This is a genomic window from Bradyrhizobium sp. LMTR 3 (assembly GCF_001693485.1).
GTDB lineage: Bacteria > Pseudomonadota > Alphaproteobacteria > Rhizobiales > Xanthobacteraceae > Bradyrhizobium.
On sequence record NZ_MAXC01000033.1, the window covers coordinates 66918 to 88494 of the forward strand.

Consider the following 21577-nt stretch of genomic DNA (forward strand, 5'->3'; position numbering starts at 1 on the left):
TCATGCTGGACGTGTCGGAGCTTGTTACGACTTACGGTAAGATTGAAGCGCTCAAGGGCGTGTCGCTGCACGTCGCGGGCGGGAAGATCACCTGCCTGCTCGGACCGAACGGTGCCGGCAAGACGACCTTGATGATGACCATCGCCGGAATTCTCAGGCCCCGCCGCGGCTCGATCAAGCTCGAAGGCGCCGAGCTGGTCGGCCTGTCGCCCGCGAAGATCGTCTCGCGCGGCATTGCGCTGGTACCGGAGAACCGGCTGGTCTTCCCGGAGATGTCGGTACGCGAGAACCTGCTCGCGGGGGCATACCAGCGAAGAGACAAGAGCGAGATCGCTGCCGATATGGAGCGCATGTACGCGCGCTTTCCGCAACTGAAGGAGCGGAGGGAACAGCTTGCTGGTACGCTGTCCGGCGGCGAACAGCAGATGCTGGCGGTTGCTCGCGCATTGATGTCGCGCCCGCGCGTGCTGTTGATGGACGAGCCCTCGCTCGGACTCGCGCCCCTTATCGTGGCGGAGATCTTTGATATCGTCGCTGCGCTCAATCGCGACGGCACCACCATGCTACTGGTGGAGCAGAATGCGCACATGGCGCTGAAGGTGGCGCACCAGTTTTTCCTGATGGAGCAGGGCCGCGTCACCTTCCAGGGCACGCCCGGTCAGTTGGCGGAAGACGAGGTGATTCAGCGGGCCTATCTCGGTACCCGCCGCGCCGGATGAGCCGGCAGGTCAGGAGCCGATGATCGATTTCATCCAGAATACGATCGACGGCGTGATGATCGGCTCGTCATACGGGCTGCTCGCGCTCGGTTTCACCGTTATCTTCGGCGTCATGCGGCGTCTCAACCTGTCCTACGGGCCCACCGTGATGATCGGCGCTTATTTCGGCACCGTGCTCTATCTGGACTTTGGCGCCGGGCTGCTCGCAGTCGCCGCCGCCGTTGTCGCCGGAGCGGTGATCTCTGGCGTCTACGTGGAACGACTCTGCTTCGCGCCGATGAAGGCTGGTGCCGGAATCGCGTCGATGGTGTCGAGTTTTGCGATCTGGATGCAACTGGAGCAAGCGGCGGTTCTGGTCCTGCCGCGTCACACCTACCCGTTTCCGCCGCTGGCGACCGGGCCTGCGCTCGAGATCGGTCCATTGCTCGTCCGTCCCGACCACCTGATCATGCTGGGGGGCGCGCTCCTGCTCGCCGCTGTCGTGCAGCTCGCGCTCTATCACACGCGCTTCGGCCTTGGCCTGCGTGCGGTGATCGCCAACCCGATCGCGGCGAACCTGGTCGGCGTGGATGTCGGGCGCTTGGTCATGCTGGCGTTCGCCGCGGCATCGGCCATCGGAGGGGTGGCCGGCTTTCTCGTGTTGGCGGTTGACCAGCAGGTGACCCCGATGTTCGGCATGTGGGCAACGCTCAAGGGCCTGATCGCGATGATGATTGGCGGCCTCGGATCGATACCCGGCGCGCTGCTCGGCGGACTGCTGCTCGGCGTCGTCGAGGTGCACAGCCACTGGCTGTTCGGGCCCCAGGTGCGCGATTTGTTTGCCTATTTCGTGCTGTTCGCTTTCCTTGTGGCGCGTCCGGGCGGCCTGCTCGGCCGCACGGCCGACGTCGAGCTGTCGCACAGGGTGTAACCGATGGATGACTATCTGGTCAGCGTATTGTCCAACATCGGGGTCATCTCGTTCGTCGCGCTGTCCGCCTATCTCCTGCTGCTCACCGGGGAAATTTCCTTCGGGCAGCAGGCGTTCTTTGCGATCGGCGCGTATGCAGCCGGCATGGCTACTGCGATGTGGGGCTGGCCGCTGGCGCTGGGTATTGCCTGGGGCGCAGCGGTGGGTGCAGCTTGCGCCGTATCGCTTGGCATCCCGACATTGCGGCTTCGCGGACTTCAGTTCTCGATCGCGACGCTTGCGTTCGCCGAGATGGTGCGAATCCTGTTCGAGCTGTTCCGTTATCAGGTTGACATCGACGGCGAACCAGTTGGACCCAACGGCACTGACGGCTTTCGCAGTATCCGTTACATCTTCGATCACAACATCGAAACTTTCGATTTCATGATGCTGATCTATACGATGCTGGCGGTCACGCTCGCTGGCTTCATGCTGCTCGAACGCTCGCGGCTTGGCGTCATCTTCCGCATGATCGGTGAGGATGCGACGCTTGCCTCGCTGCAGGGGATAGCGGTCGCCCGCTACAAGGTTCTCGCGGCCGGCATCGCCGGCGCGCTCGCCGCGGTCGGCGGCGGCCTCTACGCCCATCTGACCACCTATGTGGAGCCACGAACCTTCGATGTCATGCTCGGTGTGCATTCCCTTGCCTATGGTCTGATCGGCGGGCTCGGCACTGCGCTTGGACCGCTGCTCGGGGTCGTCATCGACGTCGGGCTCCTCGAGTCAGTGCGACTGTTTGCGGGCTACCGCATGATCATTTTCGGCGGTCTGGTTGCGCTGCTGCTGATTTTTCGTCCGCGCGGCCTGCTCGATGAGCGACTGGTGAACAGAATTGGCCGATTGTTCCGGAACGCGATATCCGGATCGACCCGAACCGGACGAGGATCGCGATGAGAACGATCGTTTGCATGCTTGTTGCCGTGGCGGCATTGACGGCCGGTTATCCGCAAGCCGCGCACGGCCAGGTGCGCGCCAAGGCCGCTGTGACCTGCGTCTCGGCCGGGCAGGTGCTGGAGTACGACTGCACCATCAGGCTCGCGAACGCGCGCTCCGGCGAACCGCTCTCCGGGCTGACCGTATCCGTCGGAGCGGACATGCCCTCCATGCCCGGCATGCACAACGTGCGCGCCGTGAAGGCGACCGAGCAGGCGGAGAAGGGCGCTTATAAGGTCCGCCTCGAGCTCGAGATGCACGGCGACTGGGCGGTGCAGATCGATCTGCGGGGCGCCGTGCGCGACCGCGTGATTTCGATGTTGCGCTTCGAAGAAGCGGACGTCACTGACGTCAAACCGTCTTCGGGCCGGCGCGGGCATTGAAGCGCGCCCGGGGGGCGGCCTTCGAAATCGGGACTTTTTGAAGGGATGGTCATGCCGAGAACCGGAAGGAATATCGCAGCTCCACCGAGTGGGGAAAGGCGGTAGCGCTTTGTAATGGTTCTTTCCTATTGCGGCAGGCCCTTCTTAAGGAGTTATTGGCACACGTGCAGCGACAGACGACCCACCCGCTATCTGGGTTTGAGCTTCGGCGCGACACAGACCGCTTTTATCCCGACTGTCTTGCAGGATATTCGCGCCTCGTCGCTGCACGTGCCCTATAGCGCCGCTGCCAACTCAGCAGCGGCCAAAGGAACGATGGCGGGTGGGGCGGGCGACGCCGTGAAGTACGCAGACCTGTTCCCGGGCGTTAGCCAGGGCGGCGGTCAGGCGGTTGCGCCGGCCTCGTGGTCCTACACGCTGGTTGCCGGCGCGACGGCGCCCGGTCAGGCTGCCGATCCTCTGCAGCGCATGGCCGGCACGTCCGGCAGCATCCTGCTGCAGGAACAGCCGAGCTTTACCTACACAGCGAATCCCGCGCAGCAGACTCGTAACTCGGTGGTGATCGATCTCAATACCGGCTTCAGCACCTCGTCGCCGCCGAATACGAACTCCGGCACAACCGCTCCGGAAAACTGGTTGACCCCGATCACGAGCTATAGCGGGGTAAACGACAATGCGACTGCGGTCGTCGCGGTCGGCAGGCTCGATGCGATCCCAGCGCGCGCGCTGTTTGACCAGCTCTTCGCCGAGTTTATCGCCGAGAAATCACTGGTGCGGAATTCGACGGACCCGGCGAAGGGCTACAAGATCATCGAATCCTCGTCGAGCGGCTACAGCTTCGTCATGTCGGTGGCGAACTTCAAGTTGTTCTACAATGAGAAGATCGTTCCCAATCTGACCGCTATCCTCGCCGCGTACACGCTGCCGACGCCGCCTGTCCCGCCGGTCCAGACTACCGCCAGCGCAGCCACCATGGTGCGCACAGGAACGGGCGACATCAACATAGCGGCGAGCGGCGATATCCAATTGAAGGGTGGCGCGTCCATCTACACCGCCGGCCGGCGCGATCTCACGGTCTTTGCCGATTTCACGACCGGGCCGGCAACTGCCAACTACGGCGTGGGCGGTGGCCATGTTCACGTTGCCGCCGGCGGCAACATCGATGTTACCCTGCCGACCGATCGCTCGCAGATGCAGCACTATACCGAGTGGCTGAAGCGGCAGGGGACGGTCAATTCGTCCTACGTTTTCGGGCCAGTCTGGCAGAGCGGCCTGCCGGATCGTCCCCCCGAACAAAGCTCCTGGTGGATCGATTACACCAATTTCCAGCGCGGTGTCGGTGCCCTCGGCGGCGGTAATGTGGACATCAGCGCCGGCGGCGATCTCAACAACCTGACGGTTGCGGTGCCGACCAACGGCCGCGTGCGCGGCGGACGCACCGCCACCGAACAGAAAATCCTCGAGTTACGCAACGGCGGCGCCATGACGGTCGAGGCGGGTGGTGCAGTGCGCGCCGGCTACTATTACCTCGGACGCGGCGCCGGCACGATCGAGGCCGGCGAATTCGCGGTCGGACGCGAGGTCAAGATCACGAACAGCGGACGGGTGACGACCTATCCGATCGCGCCAATCCTCTCGCTCGGCGATGCCACGCTGAACGTGCGCACCGCCGGCGATCTGCGGCTGCAGACATTCCTCGATCCGCTGATGATCGGTAAGGGGGAAAGCCATGAGTTCAACTTCATGAGCGGCCAGACAGATCGCACGGCGCTGAGTCTCACCTCGACCGGCGGCGACGTGATCCTGGTCGGCCAAACGACCTATCTGTCCAAGGACCTGAACTCGACGGGCGGAGCCTCCGCGGCGTGGGCCAACGTCAACAACTTCGCCGGCAACATCTATCCGTCGAAGCTGCGTATCGCTGCGTTGAACGGCTCGGTGATCAACGAGGCGCAATATAACACGACGACGGGCTCGGTGCCGACGCTTTACACGCTGCCGGGCAGCAGTCCGGAGCTGCGGATTGTCGCCGCGGACGACGTTCTTGTTGGCTCGATCCTCATGAGCCGCGCCATGCCCGCAATGATCCCTTCACCTTTCGAGCCGGTCGCCGGAACCACCCTCGTGCACGTCAACCTCAGTGGGATGCATAGCGTTTTGACGAATCCCATCGGAGGGCCGCCCTTCACACCGCACGTTCTACACCTTTACAGTCTGAGCAATCCCGAGCATCTGCCGAACGAGAACGACTACGAGCCAAGCCGCATCTATGCCTTAGACGGCTCGATCATCGGCACCACCTATAGCTCGGGCGTCTCGATCGCCACGGCCGGCATTATGGCCAACGAGCAGACCTGGTTCCGCGCCGGCACGGACATCCGCAACATCAACTACAATTTGCGCAACATCCATCCGACCGACGTATCGCTCGTCGAGGCCGGTAACGACATCGTCGGGGGGCCGATCTATGGTTCGATTTACGCGCAAGGGCCCGGTGCCGTTGTGGTGAGCGCCGGCCGCGACGTCTATGCGCCCGAATTGCATATCATGACGGTTGGCAATCGCGCCTACGATACGAACAACCGGCCAGTCGATTTCTCGCAGATCTTCGGTCTGCCAGATGAGGGCGCGGCCATCACCGTGATGGCGGGTTTGAAAGGTAAACAGCCGTCCTATGACGCGTTTCTGGCGGCCTATCTCGATCCGTCGAACGTCACGGCGATGCCGGACTATCTGAAGACAACCCTGGCGGACGGCACAATCGTACCAATCTACTTCACCGACGCTTACGAACTCCGCAAGTCCGGACAGTCGCATAAAATCCGCTCTGGTCTTGTCTCGTTCGTCAAAGGCGTGACGGGCGAGACCCTGACGCCGCAGGATGCCTGGGCCAGGTTCCAGAGCCTGCCAATGCTGACCCGCGAACGCTTCGTACGGCAAGTCTATGTGCAGGAGCTGCGCGAGGCCGGTAAGGATCAGAAATCGCCAGGCGAAGACGGCAGGCCGCGCAATGTCGGCTACAACCGCGGCCATGCGGCGATCGAAAAGCTGTTCCCCGGCCAGGACTGGAAGGGCGACGTCACTGTCGGCAACACCCTGTTCCGCACCATGGCGGGTGGCAATGTTGAAGTGCTCACCCCCGGCGGCGGCTTGCAGGTGGCGGCGTTGGGCAAGAATGCCCCGTCGGGGTACGGCCTGGTGACGTTGGGCTATGGCGACATCAATATCTTCGCCCGTAACAGTGTCGTTGTGAACCGCTCGCGCATTAACACCTTTGGCGGTGGCGACGAGATCATCTGGTCAACGGTGGGTGATATCGACGCCGGCCGCGGCGCCAAGACCGCCCGCGTGTCGTCGGCGCCGGAGGTGCACACGGATATCGACGCGGTGACGCGCATTCTGGAGAAAGCCGACATGTCCGGCAGTGGCATCGGCACCATCGTTGGCTTCACCGGCGTGGAGGAGGGCGACGTCCATCTGATCGCGCCAGAGGGCACGGTGAATGCCGGCGACGCCGGTGTGCGGGTTAGCGGCAATCTCAATATTGCGGCCCTCTTCGTGCTGAATGCGAACAATTTCCAGGTATCAGGTGAAGTCAAAGGTTTGCCGGCGCAAGAGAGTTCGGCGGCTCCCTTGAAGGTCGAGGGCGGCGACGCCAGCCAGAAGGCGGCTACCGACGCGGCAAAGGATGTAACGCAATCCGGTGCAGGCCAGCAGGCTTCCATCATCATCGTCGAGGTACTCGGCTTCGGCGGCGGCGCCGGCGAAGCCCCGGTCAATCAAGACGAGCAGCAGGAGCGGCGAGGCGGTGTGAATGAGCAACGGACTCAAAATCCGGACAGCGCCTACCAGGTTCTGGGCGCTGGCCAAATGACGGCGGACGAGGCCAGGCAGGTGATAGCCGAGCGCCGTCGCGTCTCCGGACGGCGATGAGGCGCGAAAGATGTTCACTACGTTCGGGACGCAGGGGACTGTCAATTCTAACCCCGGCACTCAAGCGAACCGAGCATCGCGGCGATGACGTTGATTTGCGCGTCGTGTCAAACGTCTTCGCGTCGCCCGAAGCGTCCTTGCAACCGCGATGCTATGGGGTTGTTTTCGATATTTTAGTTGGGGCGGACATGCTCCGCGGACGGGCAGGGTTAAAAACATCAAGTCGCATTGAACCGGTATTGCGGTTAAGCAATTGAGATGGAATGGAAATTCTCCGTCGCAAGCCAGGAAAGCCGCCGTTGCAAGGGCAAGGCAATCGCGCGCGACTATGGAGCCGATAGCGTCTCTTATGAGCAGAGTTCAGTCTCCGGTCGATCGCGAAGAACTGCGGTGAGGATAACATTCCTGTCACGGCTGCGGAGGGGGTAAACCCGTCACGGCTTGGCCGGGCTCGATCGAGCTTTGAGCGGGATTTGGAACGTCTTGTATCGCGCTATCTCAGGAAAGCTGTCCGCGGCTCTGGTAGAGACTAACCCGACGACCGCGGCCGGAACTTCTTTGCCGACCAGCCGGCTGATCGCCGTGGTCTGACCTTTGCTCAGTTGGACGTCGGATGCACCCGCTACCGCCATCGCGGTCCTGACGCGGCTCATCGACGACTCGGAATATCTATCGTCGATCGCAATCGTCTTACCGGTCAGGTCGGAGACCGACTTGACGTCGGGACCTGCCACGAGGACGGCCACGAGAGCGTCCAGCGATGCATCCAATGTCGGGACCGACATTCGCTCCGCGACGGCAGATGCGGCCGCCACCTGCTCCTCTGTCGTTCGGGTCGGCGGAACGTCAGTCGTTGGATGCGGATCGGTGGCGCTTGCTGGAGGCGCCTGGGCAGCAACGGCATTGCCTGTCGTCTGCTGGTTTGCTTGCGGAGAAGGAACCGGCACAGGAATGGCAGCTTTCGCCACGACCTTGATCGGCTTGGGTGTTCGACGGACCGCGTGGTCCGCGTGAGATCGGGGCGGCCTGTCACCGCGCAAGGCGACGGCGGATACGGGTTTCGTTGCGGCAGAATCGCTCTCATACGACTCAGGTTCGATCGGCACATGAACCGCAGTCAGGCAGGCTAACGGGTTCAGGCCAACGCAGGATGGCTGTGTTGGTTGTTGGCTGCTGCAACCGACCAAGGCGACAGCCAGCGCGCAAATAAGGAGCGTCCTCAATCGATCCTCCTGAAAGAGGTTGAGTGCTGCCCGCAATTCTTGCGGCGTCTAAGATGTTGCGCTGGAACATCAATCAATGATGCAAAACCGTTAAATGCGCATTAAGCGTCGATCGCCGCGCGCTCGTGATGAGCCGGCATGGTTAATGCGTGAGCCGGTGTCGCTTCTTCTCAACAGAAGCGCCTCGACACCATCCCACGGTGCTTGCATTCACACGTCTGCCTTTTCGTTGCTTTCTTCCATGCGGGATTTCGCCACGAATCGGTCGCCATGCTCATGCGCTGGGGTTTTTCATCGAGTGATGGAGAATGACCGATGGCGAGTATCGAACGACTTCACAAAACTGCGCCGCTGGATTTAGCCAAGCTTGAGGAGGATGTGGTAGGGAGCCTTCCTGCGATCAGGGTGGCCCCATCGGGGCCGATGCCGGATTACGTCGAGCATGAAGAGGGCGTTACACGCGTGGGCGCGCTCACAGCCGAGGCCGTCGTACGCGACTATGAAGCCGCGGCCAAGGAAATCGAAGCAATGGGAGCAGAGCTGATCAACGCGGCGAAGAAATGCGAGGCAATGACCGCCGAAGTGCATAATGCCATTGCCTTCATGCGCGATACCGCGGCCTCGTATCGTGAGGAAGCCAAGAAGATCTTCAAGCGCATCGAGGAATGCTCGATCTTCACGGAACAGGTTCGCAAGACCTGCGAGACCGTCAAACTGAAGATGATCGAAGGCAAGCCATAGCCGCCTTGAGGTATCCGGAACATCGACCAGCTTTGTCGTCCCGATGGGAAGACCCGTTTTTCGAATTGTGTGTGTGAATTGCGGTACACGCTGGTGCCGCGAATCAGCTTATTTTGTAGTCTCTCCCTAGACTCGCACCCGTCGCAAATGGCGGGTTCTCTTTGCGATATCCGGCAGTCGGGATCGCGCGACATCGGTGCTGCGATGGCCGCACGCCTGATCAGGCAGGTCCGCATCAAAGTTGCAGGTTTTCCCTTGCACAATCGGCCCGGGTGAGGCGGGTGCGTGTCCGCAATGACACGCCGCCGCAATTCCTGTGGGACGGGGCGCGGGTTGATGCCCCTGCCGTCGCACCGTTCGCGTAAACTGAATGGGCCGGCCGGCTGCTGATTCCCGCTGGCTTCGCCGCGGTTCGGCGCTTCCAAGACGTTCGAGACTACCAAGACCACCCGGAGCATCTTCATGCTGTTTCTGAGCTACGCCTATCGATTCCTCTCCAACTTCGTGTTCTTGGCGCTGGTCTATTTTGCTCTGAATTTCCTCGAAAAGTACCAGCATCGCGTGGTCGTCGCGGTTCTCGTGCTGGTCTATGCCGGCATGCATGCGGCTTCCGCGCTGCGGTCGTTTCACTTCTTCCAGCGCATCGAACGGCTGGAACTGGAGGCTCGCCGTTTGGTGGCGGCGCTGGGCGAGGGGCCGAATTCGACGTCTACGCGCAAGCAGGTGATCGCCGAAGTCAGCGGGCTCCGCCAGGCCGGCGAGATCAAGGCCTATATCGACCTGCTGTTTCTCGCCATCGTCATCCTGCTCTGCATTGCCAAGATCGTGGCCAGTTGAGCCTTTGTCGCGATGGCGGGCGAGCGGCGCCCGACGTCAGGAAAACGGATCGGCCGGGACCGCAACCGATCAGCGCTTTTTCAAGCCCGCAACGCGAACCGACCGCGCATTCCGCTTGGCTTGTGCCGCCGGCTTCGGCGCGGTCCCGCTGGCGCCCTCCGGCGCCTGCACGGTCTGTCCGGCTGATGTCGGCGGCTGAGCGGTCGCTGCGCGGTCGTGGCGACGGGATTTCCCGGCGAGGCTTGCCGAGGAGACTTCCGTTGACCGAACTTGCACAATCGACGTCGTTCGCCGCGCGGACAAGGCCAGCATGGCTACGCGCGTCGATTCCGGGATCTTGAAAATACTCTCCGCCGGAATCGGTAGCGCGGCCAGCGTGCCGGCCGGCGGCAAACTCGTCTGGCGCGGCCACGGCGTTGCCGGTGGCAGGGGTGCACCGCGCCCGCGTCGCCGGGTGTGCGCACCAGGATCGGCCGTGTGCCAGTCGAGATTGGACAAGGCCGGGGCGGGCAGCGCGGCGGGGCCGGCAGCAGCGAATTTCGAGACCTTCGGCCAGCGCGAAATCGCCACCACTTCCGACGGCGGACGCAACTGCCATTGCTGCGGCTCGGTCGGCGTCGCCGGCCGCTCCGGCGTCGCCGGCACCACATGGACGATGCGATAGCCGCGCGCCTTCAGTTCGCTCAGGATTCTCGGCAGCGCCGTGACCGTGCGTGGCTGAATGTCGTGCAGCAGCAGGATGCCTTTTCCCTTGGCCTCCAGCCGCTTGAGCGCGAGCTCATAAACGCGTGCGGCGGACACATCGCGCCAGTCATCGGCCGGGAAATCGGCGCTCCAGAGCTGAAGTCCCTTGGAAGCGGCGAATTCCTCGATCTCGTTGGTGCGGCGCAGTCCGGGAATGCGCAGGAACGGCGCCGGCGCGGTGCCGTCGCCGAGCGCCGCGGTCACCGATGCGATGCCTTGTTCGATCTCCTGTTTGGAGCGGTCGAACGGCAGGCGATCCATGCCGGCGGGATGATTCTGGCTGTGGGTGGCCACCGTGTGGCCGGCATCGCGCACCTTGCGCACGCCTTCGGGATTGGCGTTGGCCTGGCTGCCAACCAGGAAGAAGGTCGCCTTCGCGCAATGGGCGGCGAGAATATCGAGAATCTGGTTGCTGTATTTCGGCAGCGGTCCGTCGTCGAAGGTCAGCACAACCTCATGGTCTTCGAGCGGGAGCGTCTTGCCATACTGCATGGTGCCGATGATGGGATAGGCGCGCGGATCGACCACGATGGTGCGTGATGTGCCGATGGCGTCGGGACGACCTGGGCACTCGGCGGCGGAGGCTGTTTGGACGGTGAGGCAGGCCAGCGCTCCCATCCACAAGGCGGCCCATGGCCGCGCTCGGGGGCCTTCGAATACGCTAACAATCATTGAACACCGGCTTCATTCCAACCCTTGGTTCCGACGACCAGCACCAAGGTTCAATCTTTCAGGCGGGCCATGCTTACACGAGACGCGATGAATCGTGCTTTAATCGACTGAACTTCATGCCGATTTTGGCTCTAATGTGCCTTGCCGGACACGGTTTTGGCATCTGCCGGGACGAGGTGGACCACGCGGTAGTGATTGTCGCGGAGGTAGCGCAGAAAGGCCGGCAGCATCGCCGCGGTCTGCGCTGTGTGGTGCGCGATGGTATGGCCCTGGGCGGCCATTCTTCGCACCAGTTCGGGATGTTCGGAGGCGCGCCTTCCGAGCAGGAAGAAGGTGGCGCGCACGCATTCCTGCGCCAGTGCCGCCAGTATCTTCTGGTCCGTCGGCTGCCACGGTCCGTCGTCGAAGGTCAGCACCACCTCGCGGTCTTCCAGCGGAAGCGTCTGCGGAAAGCTCTTGAGGCCCACGCGCGGGTAGGTGGCGGCATCCACCGCGAGAACGCGTGAGGTGCCGAGCGCGTCCTTGCGGGGACATTCGGCAGCCGTCGCTGCCGCAACGAAGGTGATCAATGTCGCGGCCGCCATGAACGGTGCCGCACTGAAATGTCGGGTCATTTGCGATCGGACATATTTGGCATTGCGCTGGGTGTTGCCGATTGGGTAAGCGTGCAGCGTAACTCAGACAAGTTCCCTCAATCTGTCAAACTGGCGAGGCGTGGCATGGCCGAGAATATCGACGTTGCCCAAGCCGAAGCGCGACCGGGCCAGGGATCGGTGCTCGATCATCTGTTGATGCGGGACGAGGAGGGGCAGCTCCGCCGCGAGTTTGTCGAGGAGATTGCGCGCGCGATCCATGCTGCCGACCGGCCGTTGTTGTGCGAGGTGGTGGCGGAACTACACGAGGCCGATCTCGGCGATTTGATCGCGGCCCTCGAGCCCGAGGACCGCGTCACCCTCGTCGAGATCACGGGCACCGATTTCGACTTCTCGGCGCTCAACGAGGTCGACGACGCCGTCCGCGAGGAGATCCTCGAGGAGCTCGAGCCGGAAACAGTTGCCGAGGGCGTTCGCGAACTGGAGTCCGACGACGCCGTCCAGTTGCTCCAGGGCCTCGACGAGGAGGACCAGGAAGAGATCCTCGAAAGGCTGCCGCCGCCCGAACGCGTCGCGATCGAGCGCGTGCTGCTCTATCCGGAAAATTCCGCCGGCCGCCGGATGCAGACCGCGTTTATCTCGGTGCCACCGGATTGGACGGTCGGGCAGGCGATCGACTACATGCGCGACACGCCCGATCTGCCTGACCGCTTCTACGAGATCTACGCGGTCGATTCCGAACAGCACTGGCAGGGCGCGGTTTCGCTCGACACGCTGTTGCGGGCACGCCGCCCGGTGCCGCTTGTCGACTTGATCGAGGAAGACCGCCGTCGCGTCTCGGTACTCGACGACCAGGAAGAGGTCGCGCGGATGTTCGGCAAGTACAATCTGGTTGCGGCCCCCGTCGTCGACACCACCAACCGGCTGGTCGGCGTCATCACCATCGACGACGTCGTCGACGTCATCGAGGAAGAGGCTGATGAAGACCTGAAGGCGCTCGGCGGCGTCACCAGCGACGAAGAATTGTCCGACAATGTCTGGACCATCGCGCGCGGCCGATTCAATTGGCTGCTGGTCAATCTGGCGACGGCGTTTCTGGCGTCCTCCGTGCTCGGCCTGTTCGAGGGCCAGCTCGAGAAGATGGTGGCGCTCGCCGTGCTCGCGCCGATCGTGGCGAGCCAGGGCGGCAACGCCGCGACCCAGACCATGACGGTGGCGGTGCGGGCGCTGGCGACCCGCGAACTCGGTTCCAACAACGCCTTCCGCGTCGTCATGCGCGAGGCGATGGTCGGCCTCGTCAACGGTCTCGCTTTTGCCGTCATCACGGGCGTCGCTGCGGTGGCATGGTTCAAGATCCCCGGCCTGGGCGTCGTGATCGGCCTCGCCATCATCTGCAACCTGGTGGCCGGCGCGCTCGGCGGCATCCTGATCCCGATGGTGCTGGACCGGGTGCGCGCCGACCCGGCGGTGGCGTCGGGAACTTTCGTCACGACGATCACCGACGTGGTCGGCTTCTTCTCGTTTCTCGGCATCGCCACGCTGTGGTTCGGGCTGAAGTAGCATAGCGTTTTCAAGCAAAGCATGCCCTCGGACTTGATCCGTGGTCGATTCCGGCTCGTGAAGAAAACCCGTCAAAACGAGGTCATTTATCGTTAATCGGACCTTAAGGCGCTTCGCCGATGATGTTGATCCACGAGGTCAACATGCAGCGGTTGCGGCTGAAAGCGGACGGGCGGATCGTCGAACTGCGGGACGGGCAGGAATTCCCGCTCGCGCCAGCGCTGCCTTCGACTGAGACCGTCATACCTGACGCAACGCCGGGAGAAATCGCCGGGCTGCCCGCCGTGCGCGACCTTCGTCGTCGCGCCTGCCTGACCCAGATCGAATTCGCGGCACGGCTCGGCGTGCCCGTCGAAACCATCCGGAATTGGGAGCAGGGCAAGCGCGTGCCGCGCGGGCCGGCGCGGGCGCTACTCGCGGTGATCGCCCATTCGCCGGAAACCGTTTTCGCCGCGCTGGCCACGGAACCGTCACCGGCCTAGGGCCTTTTCGGTTCTGATTGAATCAGAACCGGGCTCTAGGTTTTTGTTTTGACGCGTTTTCTTGACGCGAACCGGCGGCCACTTCGCTGGAAAACGCTCTAGCGCTTATTTTGGTGCGCTTCTTCACGCGCACCGGAATTCGCTCCGCCCCAAGCGCTATCTGTTGGCACGGCTGTTTCCGCAGCCCATAATGGGGACGGTCCGCGGATACAACCAATGCTATTTGTCGAAGCCAATGGCGCAAAAATTCCGGCGATTGGGCTGGGCACCTGGGAATTGCGCGGACGCACCTGCGCGCGGCTCGTCGAGCAGGCATTGCGGCTGGGGTATCGCCATATCGACACCGCACAGATGTATGACAATGAACGCGAGGTTGGTGAGGGGCTGCGGGCTGCGGGCGTCAAGCGCGATCAGGTTTTCATTACCACCAAGGTCTGGCCCTCGCATTTCGCGCCCCACGATCTGGAACGTTCCGCCAAGGAAAGCCTGGTGCGGCTGCGCCTGACCGAGGTCGATCTGTTGCTGCTGCACTGGCCGAACCCGCAGGTGCCGCTGGTGGAGACGCTGGGCGCGCTGGCACGGGTCAGACAGCAGGGCCTCGCCCGCCACATCGGCATATCCAATTTCACCGTGGCACTGATCGAGGAGGCGGTGGCGGCGTGCCCCGAGCCCTTGGCGTGCGACCAGGTCGAATTCCATCCCTATCTCGACCAGACCAAGGTCAGGGAAGCCTGCGCGCGCCACGGCATGGCCGTGGTGGCCTACAGTCCGGTCGCCAAGGGCCGCATCAAGAACGATCGCGCGATGCAGCGGATCGGCGACCGCTATCGCAAGACGGCGGCGCAAATCTCCCTGCGCTGGCTGGTGCAGCAAGGCGTGGCGGCGATTCCACGCACCTCGAAACTCGAACGGCTCTCGGAGAACATCGAGATCTTCGATTTCGAGCTGTCGGACGAGGACATGCAGGAGATCTCCGCCATGGGCAGCGCCGGCGGCCGGCTCACGGATTTCGGCTTCGCGCCGAAATGGGATTGAGGAACCGCGCCGCCGAACGCTATTCTGGCGACCGTAAGAGACCAACCTCATTTCGGTACGATGGAGCTTCGGCGGATCATACCTACTGAGATCACGGCGTCGGCAGTCGCACATGTGTCGCTGCTGACGCTGTTCCTGCTGTTTTCGGAGGTGCATCCGTTCGGCTCGGTGACCGCCGAGCAGGTCCCGGTCGAGATCGTTACGCCGCAGGAAATTCCCGAGCAGCCAAAGCCGGCCGAACAGCAAGCCGTTGAGACCAGGGCGGATCCGGCGCCAACGCCGCAGCCTGATTTCTCGCTACTGGAAACGCCTGCCGCTGCCAGTCCACCTCCGCCATCAGGGCAGCTACGGCCGCCGCCGCAGAAGCAGGCTGCGCTTGCTGCGCCGCCCGCTGCCTCGCCTCAGCCGGTGGCACAGCCACCATCGCAACCGGCGGCGCCAGCGTACGCGCCGCCCGAGCCGGATATCTCGATCAAGTACCAGGTGCTGCTGGGTTTGCCGCCCGACCTCTCGCTGCAGCCGCAGGCACCGACGCAAGCCCGCAACAAGGACGACGACAATTTCGATGGGCCGGCGACCGAAGCCGCCGACATCTCGAGCACGCTGATCGCGGAATTCCGGAGGCACCTCAAGACCTGCTCGAAACTGCCGGCCTCGCTATCGGGCACCGACGACGACGTCAGGGTCAAGCTGCGCGTCGTGATGACGCCGGACGGCAGGCTCGCCGCGGAACCGATCCTGATCGAGGCCAGCGCCTCCATGAAGGGACCATTGCTGATGCAGGGCGCCATCCGCGCGCTTTCGGCCTGCCAGCCCTATGCCATGCTGCCGGTAGATCGCTACGGCGAATGGAAGGTGCTCGATCTCAGCTTTACGCCGCAGGATTTTACGAGCGGCTAGAGCATGATGAAATTAGGTTTGCGACCACGAAGAAGGTGCGCTCCCTCTCCCGCTCGCGGGGGAGGGCTGGGGTGGGGGTGTCTCCGCAGGCGATACTGCCCGAGTGGAGAGAGCCCCACCCGGCGCTTCGCGCCGACCTCCCCCGCAAGCGGGAGAGGTGAAGCACGTCTGCGGCCAAATCGGTCTAACCAAAAATCATCATGCTCCAGCAACTTTCGCGAATGCCGCCCGGTTCGGGGCTCCCAACCCGGGCGGCATCAGTTCGCTTCTCAATTCGGGCTTTCCTGCAGCGCGCGCCGGATCGCCGTTTCGACCGGCGAATATTCGCCGTCCTCCCGTTCAAGCCGGATAGGTTCGGCCGGATGCAGTGGCGGCTGCGCCATGAAGCGTGGGCTCGAACCGTGGTGCGGCTGCGCAGCATGGATCAGGAAAGGATGACATAGATAGACCGTGCCGGCCTTTCCGACGGCAAGCGCTTCCGGACGCTCGGCCGCCACGTCGGCGAGCATCAGGTGCGACATGCCGGCTTCTCCCGCAGGTTTGAGCAGTCGCGCCATATCGAGGTGCGAGCCCACCCGGACACGGGTCGGCGCGTCCAGTTCGCCAATATCGGAAAACAGGAAGAGCATCAGCAGCGCGCGGCCACGCGATGTCACGTTGACTCGCCACGAGGCGAAATCGTTGCGCTCGTTTGGATCGTCCGACGGGGCGGGGAAGCTGAGGTCGACGTGCCAGCCGGTATCGCCGGGATCCTCGGCATGCGGGAAGCGCACCGGAAAACTGCCGAGGTCCGCGCGCGGCCACCAGCGGCCGCGCCCGACAAGCTGATCGAAGGCTGCGTGGAGCACCGGCGTGTTTACCGCTTGCCGAAACGGCTCCTGTCCGTAATAGCCGAGCCGGATCACCGGTCGAGTCCAGGTCTTCTTGTCGAAGGGATCGCATCCGGTGTCGCGCCAGAGAATGGCGCGGCCTTCCTCGGCAAGCTGTTCAGGGAAAGCGTTGTCCAGTCGGACAAACCCGTCTTGAACAAACTGATTCAGTTGTGCGTCGCTGAGCGCGGGCACGTGTCGAATTGTATTAGAAGGCATGAAATCCTCATATCGCTTGGCCAGCCAGCATCATCGCGCGCAGCGAGAATGGGTCGGCTCATTCGGTCCTTTGAATCGCGCTGGCGCCGAGAACGGCACAAACGCGCTCGTTTCCGCCCGCTGGCGCGGGCAAGCCGTCAGCGGCTGAGGAAAAAGGCCGAAGCGATTTTGAAGATGCGGATCATCATCATGGTGACCGGAGAAATAACACAGCCGGTTTGCGGCATCAACAAAGCCACCGGCCCGTCAGTTCCCCATTGCCCGCCAGGCGTTCGAGGCGAATTGCCGCCGCCAGGTCACGATCACGACGAGTGCGGTCGTGATCAGCAACAGCCAGGGGCTGACGAACCAGCCGAGATAGCCGAGCGCGAAGAAGAACGCGCGCTGGCCGCGATTGAAATGCCGCCCCGCCGCCTCGAAAAGGCGCGTCGTGCGCATGACATGGGCTTCTGCTTCCGCCGTGTCGCGCTGCGACGAGGGCGGCATCGCGCCGAGCAGGATCGCGACATAGTTGAACAGGCGATACGACCAGGCGAATTTGAAGAAGGCGTAGATGAAGATCAGGATCAGCCCGACACATTTGATCTCCCAAAGCGCCGGCGAGGGGGTGAGATCGACCGGCAACTCGCGAAGCACAGCCAAGGCGTCGTTGGTCGCGCGCAGCAGCGCCAGTGCGCCGCCGATCGCGATCAGGCTGGTGGAGGCGAAGAAGGCGGTGCCGTTCTGCAGCGAGGCCATGATCTGCATGTCGACCATGCGTGCCTCGCGATCGAGCATGTTGCGCACCCAGACCTCGCGGTAGGCATTCATGCGCGCCGACAGACTGTCGCGGCCGTAAGCCGTGTGTTCGAGCGTGAAGCCATAGGCCAGCCACTCGACGACGAAGAAGGCGACGGCGGCGATATCGACCCAATAAGCGCCCATGTGGCGGCATCTCCGATGATGGCTTGCGCGATCGTGATGTACAGGTTGGACGTGTGCCGTGCACTATGGCAAGATGCCGGTCCCAACAGGATTTCCCCCGCAAATGTTGAAATTGGTCATCGGCAACAAGAACTATTCGTCATGGTCGATGCGGCCATGGCTGGCGCTGCGCGCCAATGACATCCCCTTTGAGGAGGTGTTCATCCCGCTCTACACCAACGACAGGGCGGACAAGGACCGGATCCTGAGCTTTTCGGATTCGGGCAAGGTGCCGACGCTGATCGATGGCGATGTCACGGTGTGGGATTCGCTCGCAATCATCGAGTATCTCGCCGAAAAATTCCCGCAGGCGAAGCTGTGGCCGGAAGACCGCGCCCGCCGGGCGCATGCGCGTTCGATTTCGGCGGAAATGCATTCGGGATTCATGCCGCTGCGCAACGAATGCGGCATGAACCTGCACCGCCCGATCGGTGCCGTCGATCTGTCGGACGATGCACGCGCCAATGTGGCGCGCATTCAGGATATCTGGTCCGATTGTCATCGCCGTTACGGCAAGGACGGACCGTTCCTGTTCGGCGCGTTCGGCGGGGCAGACGCGATGTTTGCGCCGGTGGTGCATCGCTTTCGCACCTATGCGATCGAGGTCACGGGCGAGGCGAGGCACTATTTCGATGCGATGATGTCGTTGCCGGCATTCCAGGAATGGACCCGCGCCGGCCTTGCCGAAACACTTGTCATCGATCGGTTCGAGACGGTCTGACGACGGAGCGGGCCGGCGGGTCCTGCGGCTCCGCCCGCGGCTAGCGGCCCCCTCGATCAATCTGCCGCCGGACTGTCCGATTTTGGGAAAGACGACTTCGATGCCAGGTAGGCGGATGACCGGGAACCGCCTGGATTGGCGAGTATCGCCCTGAAAAACATGCAGAATTTGCGCATTTGCCATGCCTCGATGCCGCTGGCTTTTGGGCGATGGCCTGTGCTAGGTTGCCGCAGGGTTCTCAAGTCGGCCGAAAGCTAGCGGGACCGTGAGCGCGGCTGGCGTTCTTGCGTAATGGAGAGGGCGTTGAAGCATAAGTACTCCGTTGGAGAGACTGTCTATTTTACTGCCAGCAACGTGGCCCGTCCGGCCGCCAGCGGCACCTATGAGGTGATCCGGCTGCTGCCGACCGATGGCGACGACTGTCAGTATCGCATCAAAAGCTCGACCGAAGCTTTCGAACGGGTCGCCAAGGAAAGTCAGCTCGCGATTTCCTGAAACAGTTGTGCGCAAGCAGCCGGCTGACGGAGTTCCATTCGAAGCGCCGTCAAAAGGCCCCGTTCGCAGAACCATTCTGCCGAAAAGCGAATGCGATAAAGACGCATTCGCCTTTCGATCGCGTTTGATGCTGCGTTGAGGGACACTGCGCATGAACTGGGCCTGGGCTGCTTCGCTGGATCAGATCTGGCGCTCGCCGAACCTTCCTTTGTACCTGACGCTGGCCACGGCCGGCTTTGTCGGGGTTGTCGTGCTGATCACGCTGCTGCGCTCGGAGAGATCCGTGGCCAACGGCGTGCTGGCGCTCATCACGCTGCTGGCGATCGGCGTCGCGGGAGCCGTGACCTTCCGCGGTTTCAGCACGGCAAATGCGGTTCAGCCGACGGAGGCACGGCCGGTTTCAACCGCCACCGCCGCATTGCCGCAGCTTTCCTGTATCGACGAGCTCGCCGGTGATGCCGTCCTCGCCGCATGCGAGAAGGTGCTGTTCGGTTCGGCCGAGTCGGTGGCGGCGGCGGTTGCCTACGCCGCCTCGCAGATCACCCTGTTGACCTCGCTGGGCGATGTCGCCACCGCGAACAAGGGAGCCGGCTCCGATTTGCTGGCGCTGCGCCGCGCCGTCGAGCGCGACCGTTACGGGTTGATGGCCTATGTGCTGACGGCGCGCGACCGTTGTACGCCGGCGGCTTGCCGCGCGTTCCGCTCGCTGACCGACACGCGCCAGGTCGCGGCCAACATGGAAGACCGTGTCTACGAAAGCCTGGTCATGCGCCACGCGGCGTCGTGGAACGCGCCGCCGCAGACCGCGGCCGGCGTGATGGCGGCGCTACCGCCGTCCCAGCCGACGGGGAAGCCGACCAATGCCGAATTCCCGACCTCGGCCTCTACTCCGCCGGTCAGCATCATGACGCCCGAGCCGCCGGCGAAGCCGTCGGCACCGGCCGCTGCTGCGCCCACCCGGCCAGCCGCGCCGCGACCGGCCGCGGCGCCGCCGGCACCATCAGCATCACCCTCGCCAGCGCTGACCGCTGCCAAGAAGCCGCCGCCGGCGCCGAAGCGGCCGTCCACTGCGGCGCCGGTCCAGCTCGCGCCGTCGGCTTCGGGGGCTGCCGACAACGAGCAGTGATCTCCGCAAGGAGTGATCTTTTCAAAGCGTGCCTGGGCCGCTACATCGGCGGGATCATGCCTCTTCATCTCATCAAGCTCGCCGTTGGCTGCGAGTCGGTCAAAGAACTCAAAGGGTGGGTTGCCGAACGCATGGCAACCGCCAAGAAAAAGGGCCTGCCGCTTCGTCACGTCCACATCACGCGGATGACGCCGAAGCGCGACGGCGAGATCCTCGCCGGCGGCTCGCTCTACTGGGTCATCAAGGGTGAAATCGCCGCCCGCGAAAAAATCGTCGCGATCGAACCGTTCCGCGACAAGGACGGTATCGGGCGGTGCCGCCTGGTGATGCAGCCCAAGGTGTTTGCAGTCTCGCCGCGGCCGATGCGCCCGTTCCAGGGCTGGCGCTATTTGACCGAGGACGCAGCCCCCCCGGACCTCACCAAATCCGCCGCCGCCGGCGTTGCCGCAATGCCGGAACCGATGCGGCGCGAATTGCGCGATCTGGGACTGCTCTGACCGGGGCTGCGGCTACGTCTTAAACGCCGATGTTATCGATCAAGCGGGTCGTGCCGAGCTTCGCGGCGACGAGGATCCGCACCGGTCCTTCCTTGGTCGATGCGATCGGTGCCAGCGTCCCGGCGTGACGGGCCTCGAAATAGTCCAGCGCGAAGCCGGCGGCGGTGATCAGTTCGCGGCCGGCCGCCATCGCGGCCTCGAAATCCTCGCCGGCCTTCAGCCGTTTTGCGCTTTCCTTCATCGCGCGATGGAGCGTCGGTGCTGTCTGCCGTTCCTCGGCCGAGAGGTAGACGTTGCGCGAGGACATCGCCAGCCCGTCGCGTTCCCGCACGGTGCGTGAGCCGATCACCTTAACGCCGAGGTCGAGATCGGCGGCCATCTGCGTCACCACCCGCAGTTGCTGAAAGTCCTTCTCGCCGAAGATCGCGACGTCCGGCCGAACCTGCATGAACAGCTTGCCAACCACGGTGGCGACACCGCCGAAGAAATGCGGCCGGAAACGATCCTCGAGCCCGGCGGTAGCCGGACCTTCGGGCACGATCCTTGTGGCGAAGCCGTCCGGGTACATCGCCTTGACGTCCGGATTCCAGACCAGATCGACCTTCTCGGCGGTGAGTTTGGCGAGGTCGGCCTTCCAGGTGCGCGGGTATGAGCCGAAATCCTCCGTCGGCGCGAACTGCGTCGGGTTTACGAAGATCGAGACGACGACTTTCTGTGCGCGCCGCTTGGCGAGCCGGACCAGCGACATGTGTCCGTCATGAAGCGCACCCATGGTCGGCACCAGCGCGACGGCGGCCTTGCGGGCGCGCAAGGCCTCGACGGCGCGGCGCAATGCGGGAACGGTACGGACGACCATGGGACTTCGCGACATCTTGCCTCGATCTCTTGCAACTTGTGACGGGGTGAGGGAGCCGGTGGCCCCGATACTTTCGGCGGGCGCGCCGACCTTATAAGGCCAGAGCTTTGCCGCCAAGTTACTCGGG

General features: G+C 63.4%; 21 protein-coding genes. 15 read left to right on the forward strand and 6 right to left on the reverse strand.

Annotated elements, in window-relative coordinates; translation table 11 throughout:
* The first annotated feature begins 2 nt into the window (after nucleotides 1–2).
* The 5 genes from LMTR3_RS21055 to LMTR3_RS21075 all read left to right on the forward strand — a co-directional run bounded on the left by LMTR3_RS21055 (nucleotide 3) and on the right by LMTR3_RS21075 (nucleotide 6917).
* Entirely contained in the window at nucleotides 3–719 is a 717-nt protein-coding gene (locus LMTR3_RS21055) for an ABC transporter ATP-binding protein (RefSeq protein ID WP_065746945.1), read from the forward strand.
* A 19-nt stretch (nucleotides 720–738) separates the two neighbouring features.
* Nucleotides 739–1629 carry a branched-chain amino acid ABC transporter permease gene (locus LMTR3_RS21060; protein ID WP_065746946.1) on the forward strand — a complete coding sequence of 297 codons (891 nt, stop codon included), beginning with the start codon at nucleotides 739–741 and terminating at the stop codon, nucleotides 1627–1629.
* 3 nt (nucleotides 1630–1632) lie between these two features.
* Entirely contained in the window at nucleotides 1633–2562 is a 930-nt protein-coding gene (locus LMTR3_RS21065) for a branched-chain amino acid ABC transporter permease (RefSeq protein ID WP_065746947.1), read from the forward strand.
* A 14-nt stretch (nucleotides 2563–2576) separates the two neighbouring features.
* Nucleotides 2577–2984: a FixH family protein gene (locus LMTR3_RS21070; protein WP_176721960.1), complete on the forward strand. Its 408-nt coding sequence runs from the start codon at nucleotides 2577–2579 to the stop codon at nucleotides 2982–2984.
* Between the two features lie 339 nt (nucleotides 2985–3323).
* On the forward strand, nucleotides 3324–6917 hold the full coding sequence (locus tag LMTR3_RS21075) for a filamentous hemagglutinin family protein (protein ID WP_176721961.1): 3594 nt from the start codon (nucleotides 3324–3326) through the stop codon (nucleotides 6915–6917).
* A 434-nt stretch (nucleotides 6918–7351) separates the two neighbouring features.
* Here the strand turns inward: LMTR3_RS21075 and LMTR3_RS39430 are convergent, their stop codons facing one another.
* Nucleotides 7352–8176, reverse strand: a complete 825-nt coding sequence (locus LMTR3_RS39430; protein WP_245319964.1) for a hypothetical protein — start codon at nucleotides 8174–8176, stop codon at nucleotides 7352–7354.
* Between the two features lie 279 nt (nucleotides 8177–8455).
* Between LMTR3_RS39430 and LMTR3_RS21085 the strand changes: the two genes are divergently transcribed.
* Together LMTR3_RS21085 and LMTR3_RS21090 are read left to right on the forward strand one after the other, a co-directional pair.
* Nucleotides 8456–8881 carry a hypothetical protein gene (locus LMTR3_RS21085; protein WP_176721962.1) on the forward strand — a complete coding sequence of 142 codons (426 nt, stop codon included), beginning with the start codon at nucleotides 8456–8458 and terminating at the stop codon, nucleotides 8879–8881.
* 462 nt (nucleotides 8882–9343) lie between these two features.
* Complete coding sequence (locus LMTR3_RS21090) at nucleotides 9344–9718, forward strand: hypothetical protein (RefSeq protein WP_028345561.1); 375 nt, start codon at nucleotides 9344–9346, stop codon at nucleotides 9716–9718.
* Between the two features lie 69 nt (nucleotides 9719–9787).
* Here the strand turns inward: LMTR3_RS21090 and LMTR3_RS21095 are convergent, their stop codons facing one another.
* Together LMTR3_RS21095 and LMTR3_RS21100 are read right to left on the reverse strand one after the other, a co-directional pair.
* A complete protein-coding gene (locus LMTR3_RS21095; RefSeq protein ID WP_065746951.1) occupies nucleotides 9788–11134 on the reverse strand; it encodes a polysaccharide deacetylase family protein in 1347 nt (448 codons plus the stop codon).
* A 131-nt stretch (nucleotides 11135–11265) separates the two neighbouring features.
* Complete coding sequence (locus tag LMTR3_RS21100; protein WP_502686659.1) at nucleotides 11266–11748, reverse strand: polysaccharide deacetylase family protein; 483 nt, start codon at nucleotides 11746–11748, stop codon at nucleotides 11266–11268.
* 105 nt (nucleotides 11749–11853) lie between these two features.
* On the opposite strand from LMTR3_RS21100, the gene mgtE reads away from it, so the two are divergent.
* The 4 genes from mgtE to tolA all read left to right on the forward strand — a co-directional run bounded on the left by mgtE (nucleotide 11854) and on the right by tolA (nucleotide 15704).
* A complete protein-coding gene (gene mgtE, locus LMTR3_RS21105; protein ID WP_065746953.1) occupies nucleotides 11854–13287 on the forward strand; it encodes a magnesium transporter in 1434 nt (477 codons plus the stop codon).
* A gap of 143 nt (nucleotides 13288–13430) precedes the next feature.
* Nucleotides 13431–13769: a helix-turn-helix domain-containing protein gene (locus tag LMTR3_RS21110; protein ID WP_065747346.1), complete on the forward strand. Its 339-nt coding sequence runs from the start codon at nucleotides 13431–13433 to the stop codon at nucleotides 13767–13769.
* Nucleotides 13770–13985: 216 nt separating this feature from the next.
* Complete coding sequence (locus LMTR3_RS21115; RefSeq protein WP_065746954.1) at nucleotides 13986–14804, forward strand: aldo/keto reductase; 819 nt, start codon at nucleotides 13986–13988, stop codon at nucleotides 14802–14804.
* Nucleotides 14805–14918: 114 nt separating this feature from the next.
* Entirely contained in the window at nucleotides 14919–15704 is a 786-nt protein-coding gene (gene tolA, locus LMTR3_RS21120) for a cell envelope integrity protein TolA (protein WP_349643816.1), read from the forward strand.
* Nucleotides 15705–15973: 269 nt separating this feature from the next.
* Here the strand turns inward: tolA and LMTR3_RS21125 are convergent, their stop codons facing one another.
* Nucleotides 15974–16792: a phytanoyl-CoA dioxygenase family protein gene (locus LMTR3_RS21125; RefSeq protein WP_065746956.1), complete on the reverse strand. Its 819-nt coding sequence runs from the start codon at nucleotides 16790–16792 to the stop codon at nucleotides 15974–15976.
* Nucleotides 16793–17038: 246 nt separating this feature from the next.
* Nucleotides 17039–17716 carry a DUF599 domain-containing protein gene (locus tag LMTR3_RS21130; RefSeq protein WP_065746957.1) on the reverse strand — a complete coding sequence of 226 codons (678 nt, stop codon included), beginning with the start codon at nucleotides 17714–17716 and terminating at the stop codon, nucleotides 17039–17041.
* Between the two features lie 103 nt (nucleotides 17717–17819).
* Between LMTR3_RS21130 and LMTR3_RS21135 the strand changes: the two genes are divergently transcribed.
* The 4 genes from LMTR3_RS21135 (at nucleotide 17820) to LMTR3_RS21150 (ending at nucleotide 20594) form a co-directional block, all read left to right on the forward strand.
* The gene (locus tag LMTR3_RS21135) at nucleotides 17820–18476 is read left to right on the forward strand and encodes a glutathione S-transferase family protein (protein WP_065746958.1); all 657 of its coding nucleotides are present in this window, start codon (nucleotides 17820–17822) and stop codon (nucleotides 18474–18476) included.
* A gap of 291 nt (nucleotides 18477–18767) precedes the next feature.
* Nucleotides 18768–18971: a hypothetical protein gene (locus LMTR3_RS21140; protein ID WP_108517906.1), complete on the forward strand. Its 204-nt coding sequence runs from the start codon at nucleotides 18768–18770 to the stop codon at nucleotides 18969–18971.
* A 151-nt stretch (nucleotides 18972–19122) separates the two neighbouring features.
* Nucleotides 19123–20097, forward strand: a complete 975-nt coding sequence (locus LMTR3_RS21145) for a hypothetical protein (protein ID WP_065746959.1) — start codon at nucleotides 19123–19125, stop codon at nucleotides 20095–20097.
* Between the two features lie 56 nt (nucleotides 20098–20153).
* The gene (locus LMTR3_RS21150) at nucleotides 20154–20594 is read left to right on the forward strand and encodes a DUF1489 family protein (RefSeq protein WP_057845841.1); all 441 of its coding nucleotides are present in this window, start codon (nucleotides 20154–20156) and stop codon (nucleotides 20592–20594) included.
* Nucleotides 20595–20613: 19 nt separating this feature from the next.
* On the opposite strand, the gene panC is transcribed toward LMTR3_RS21150, so the two are convergent.
* Entirely contained in the window at nucleotides 20614–21465 is an 852-nt protein-coding gene (panC, locus tag LMTR3_RS21155) for a pantoate--beta-alanine ligase (protein WP_065746960.1), read from the reverse strand.
* Nucleotides 21466–21577: the final 112 nt, after the last annotated feature.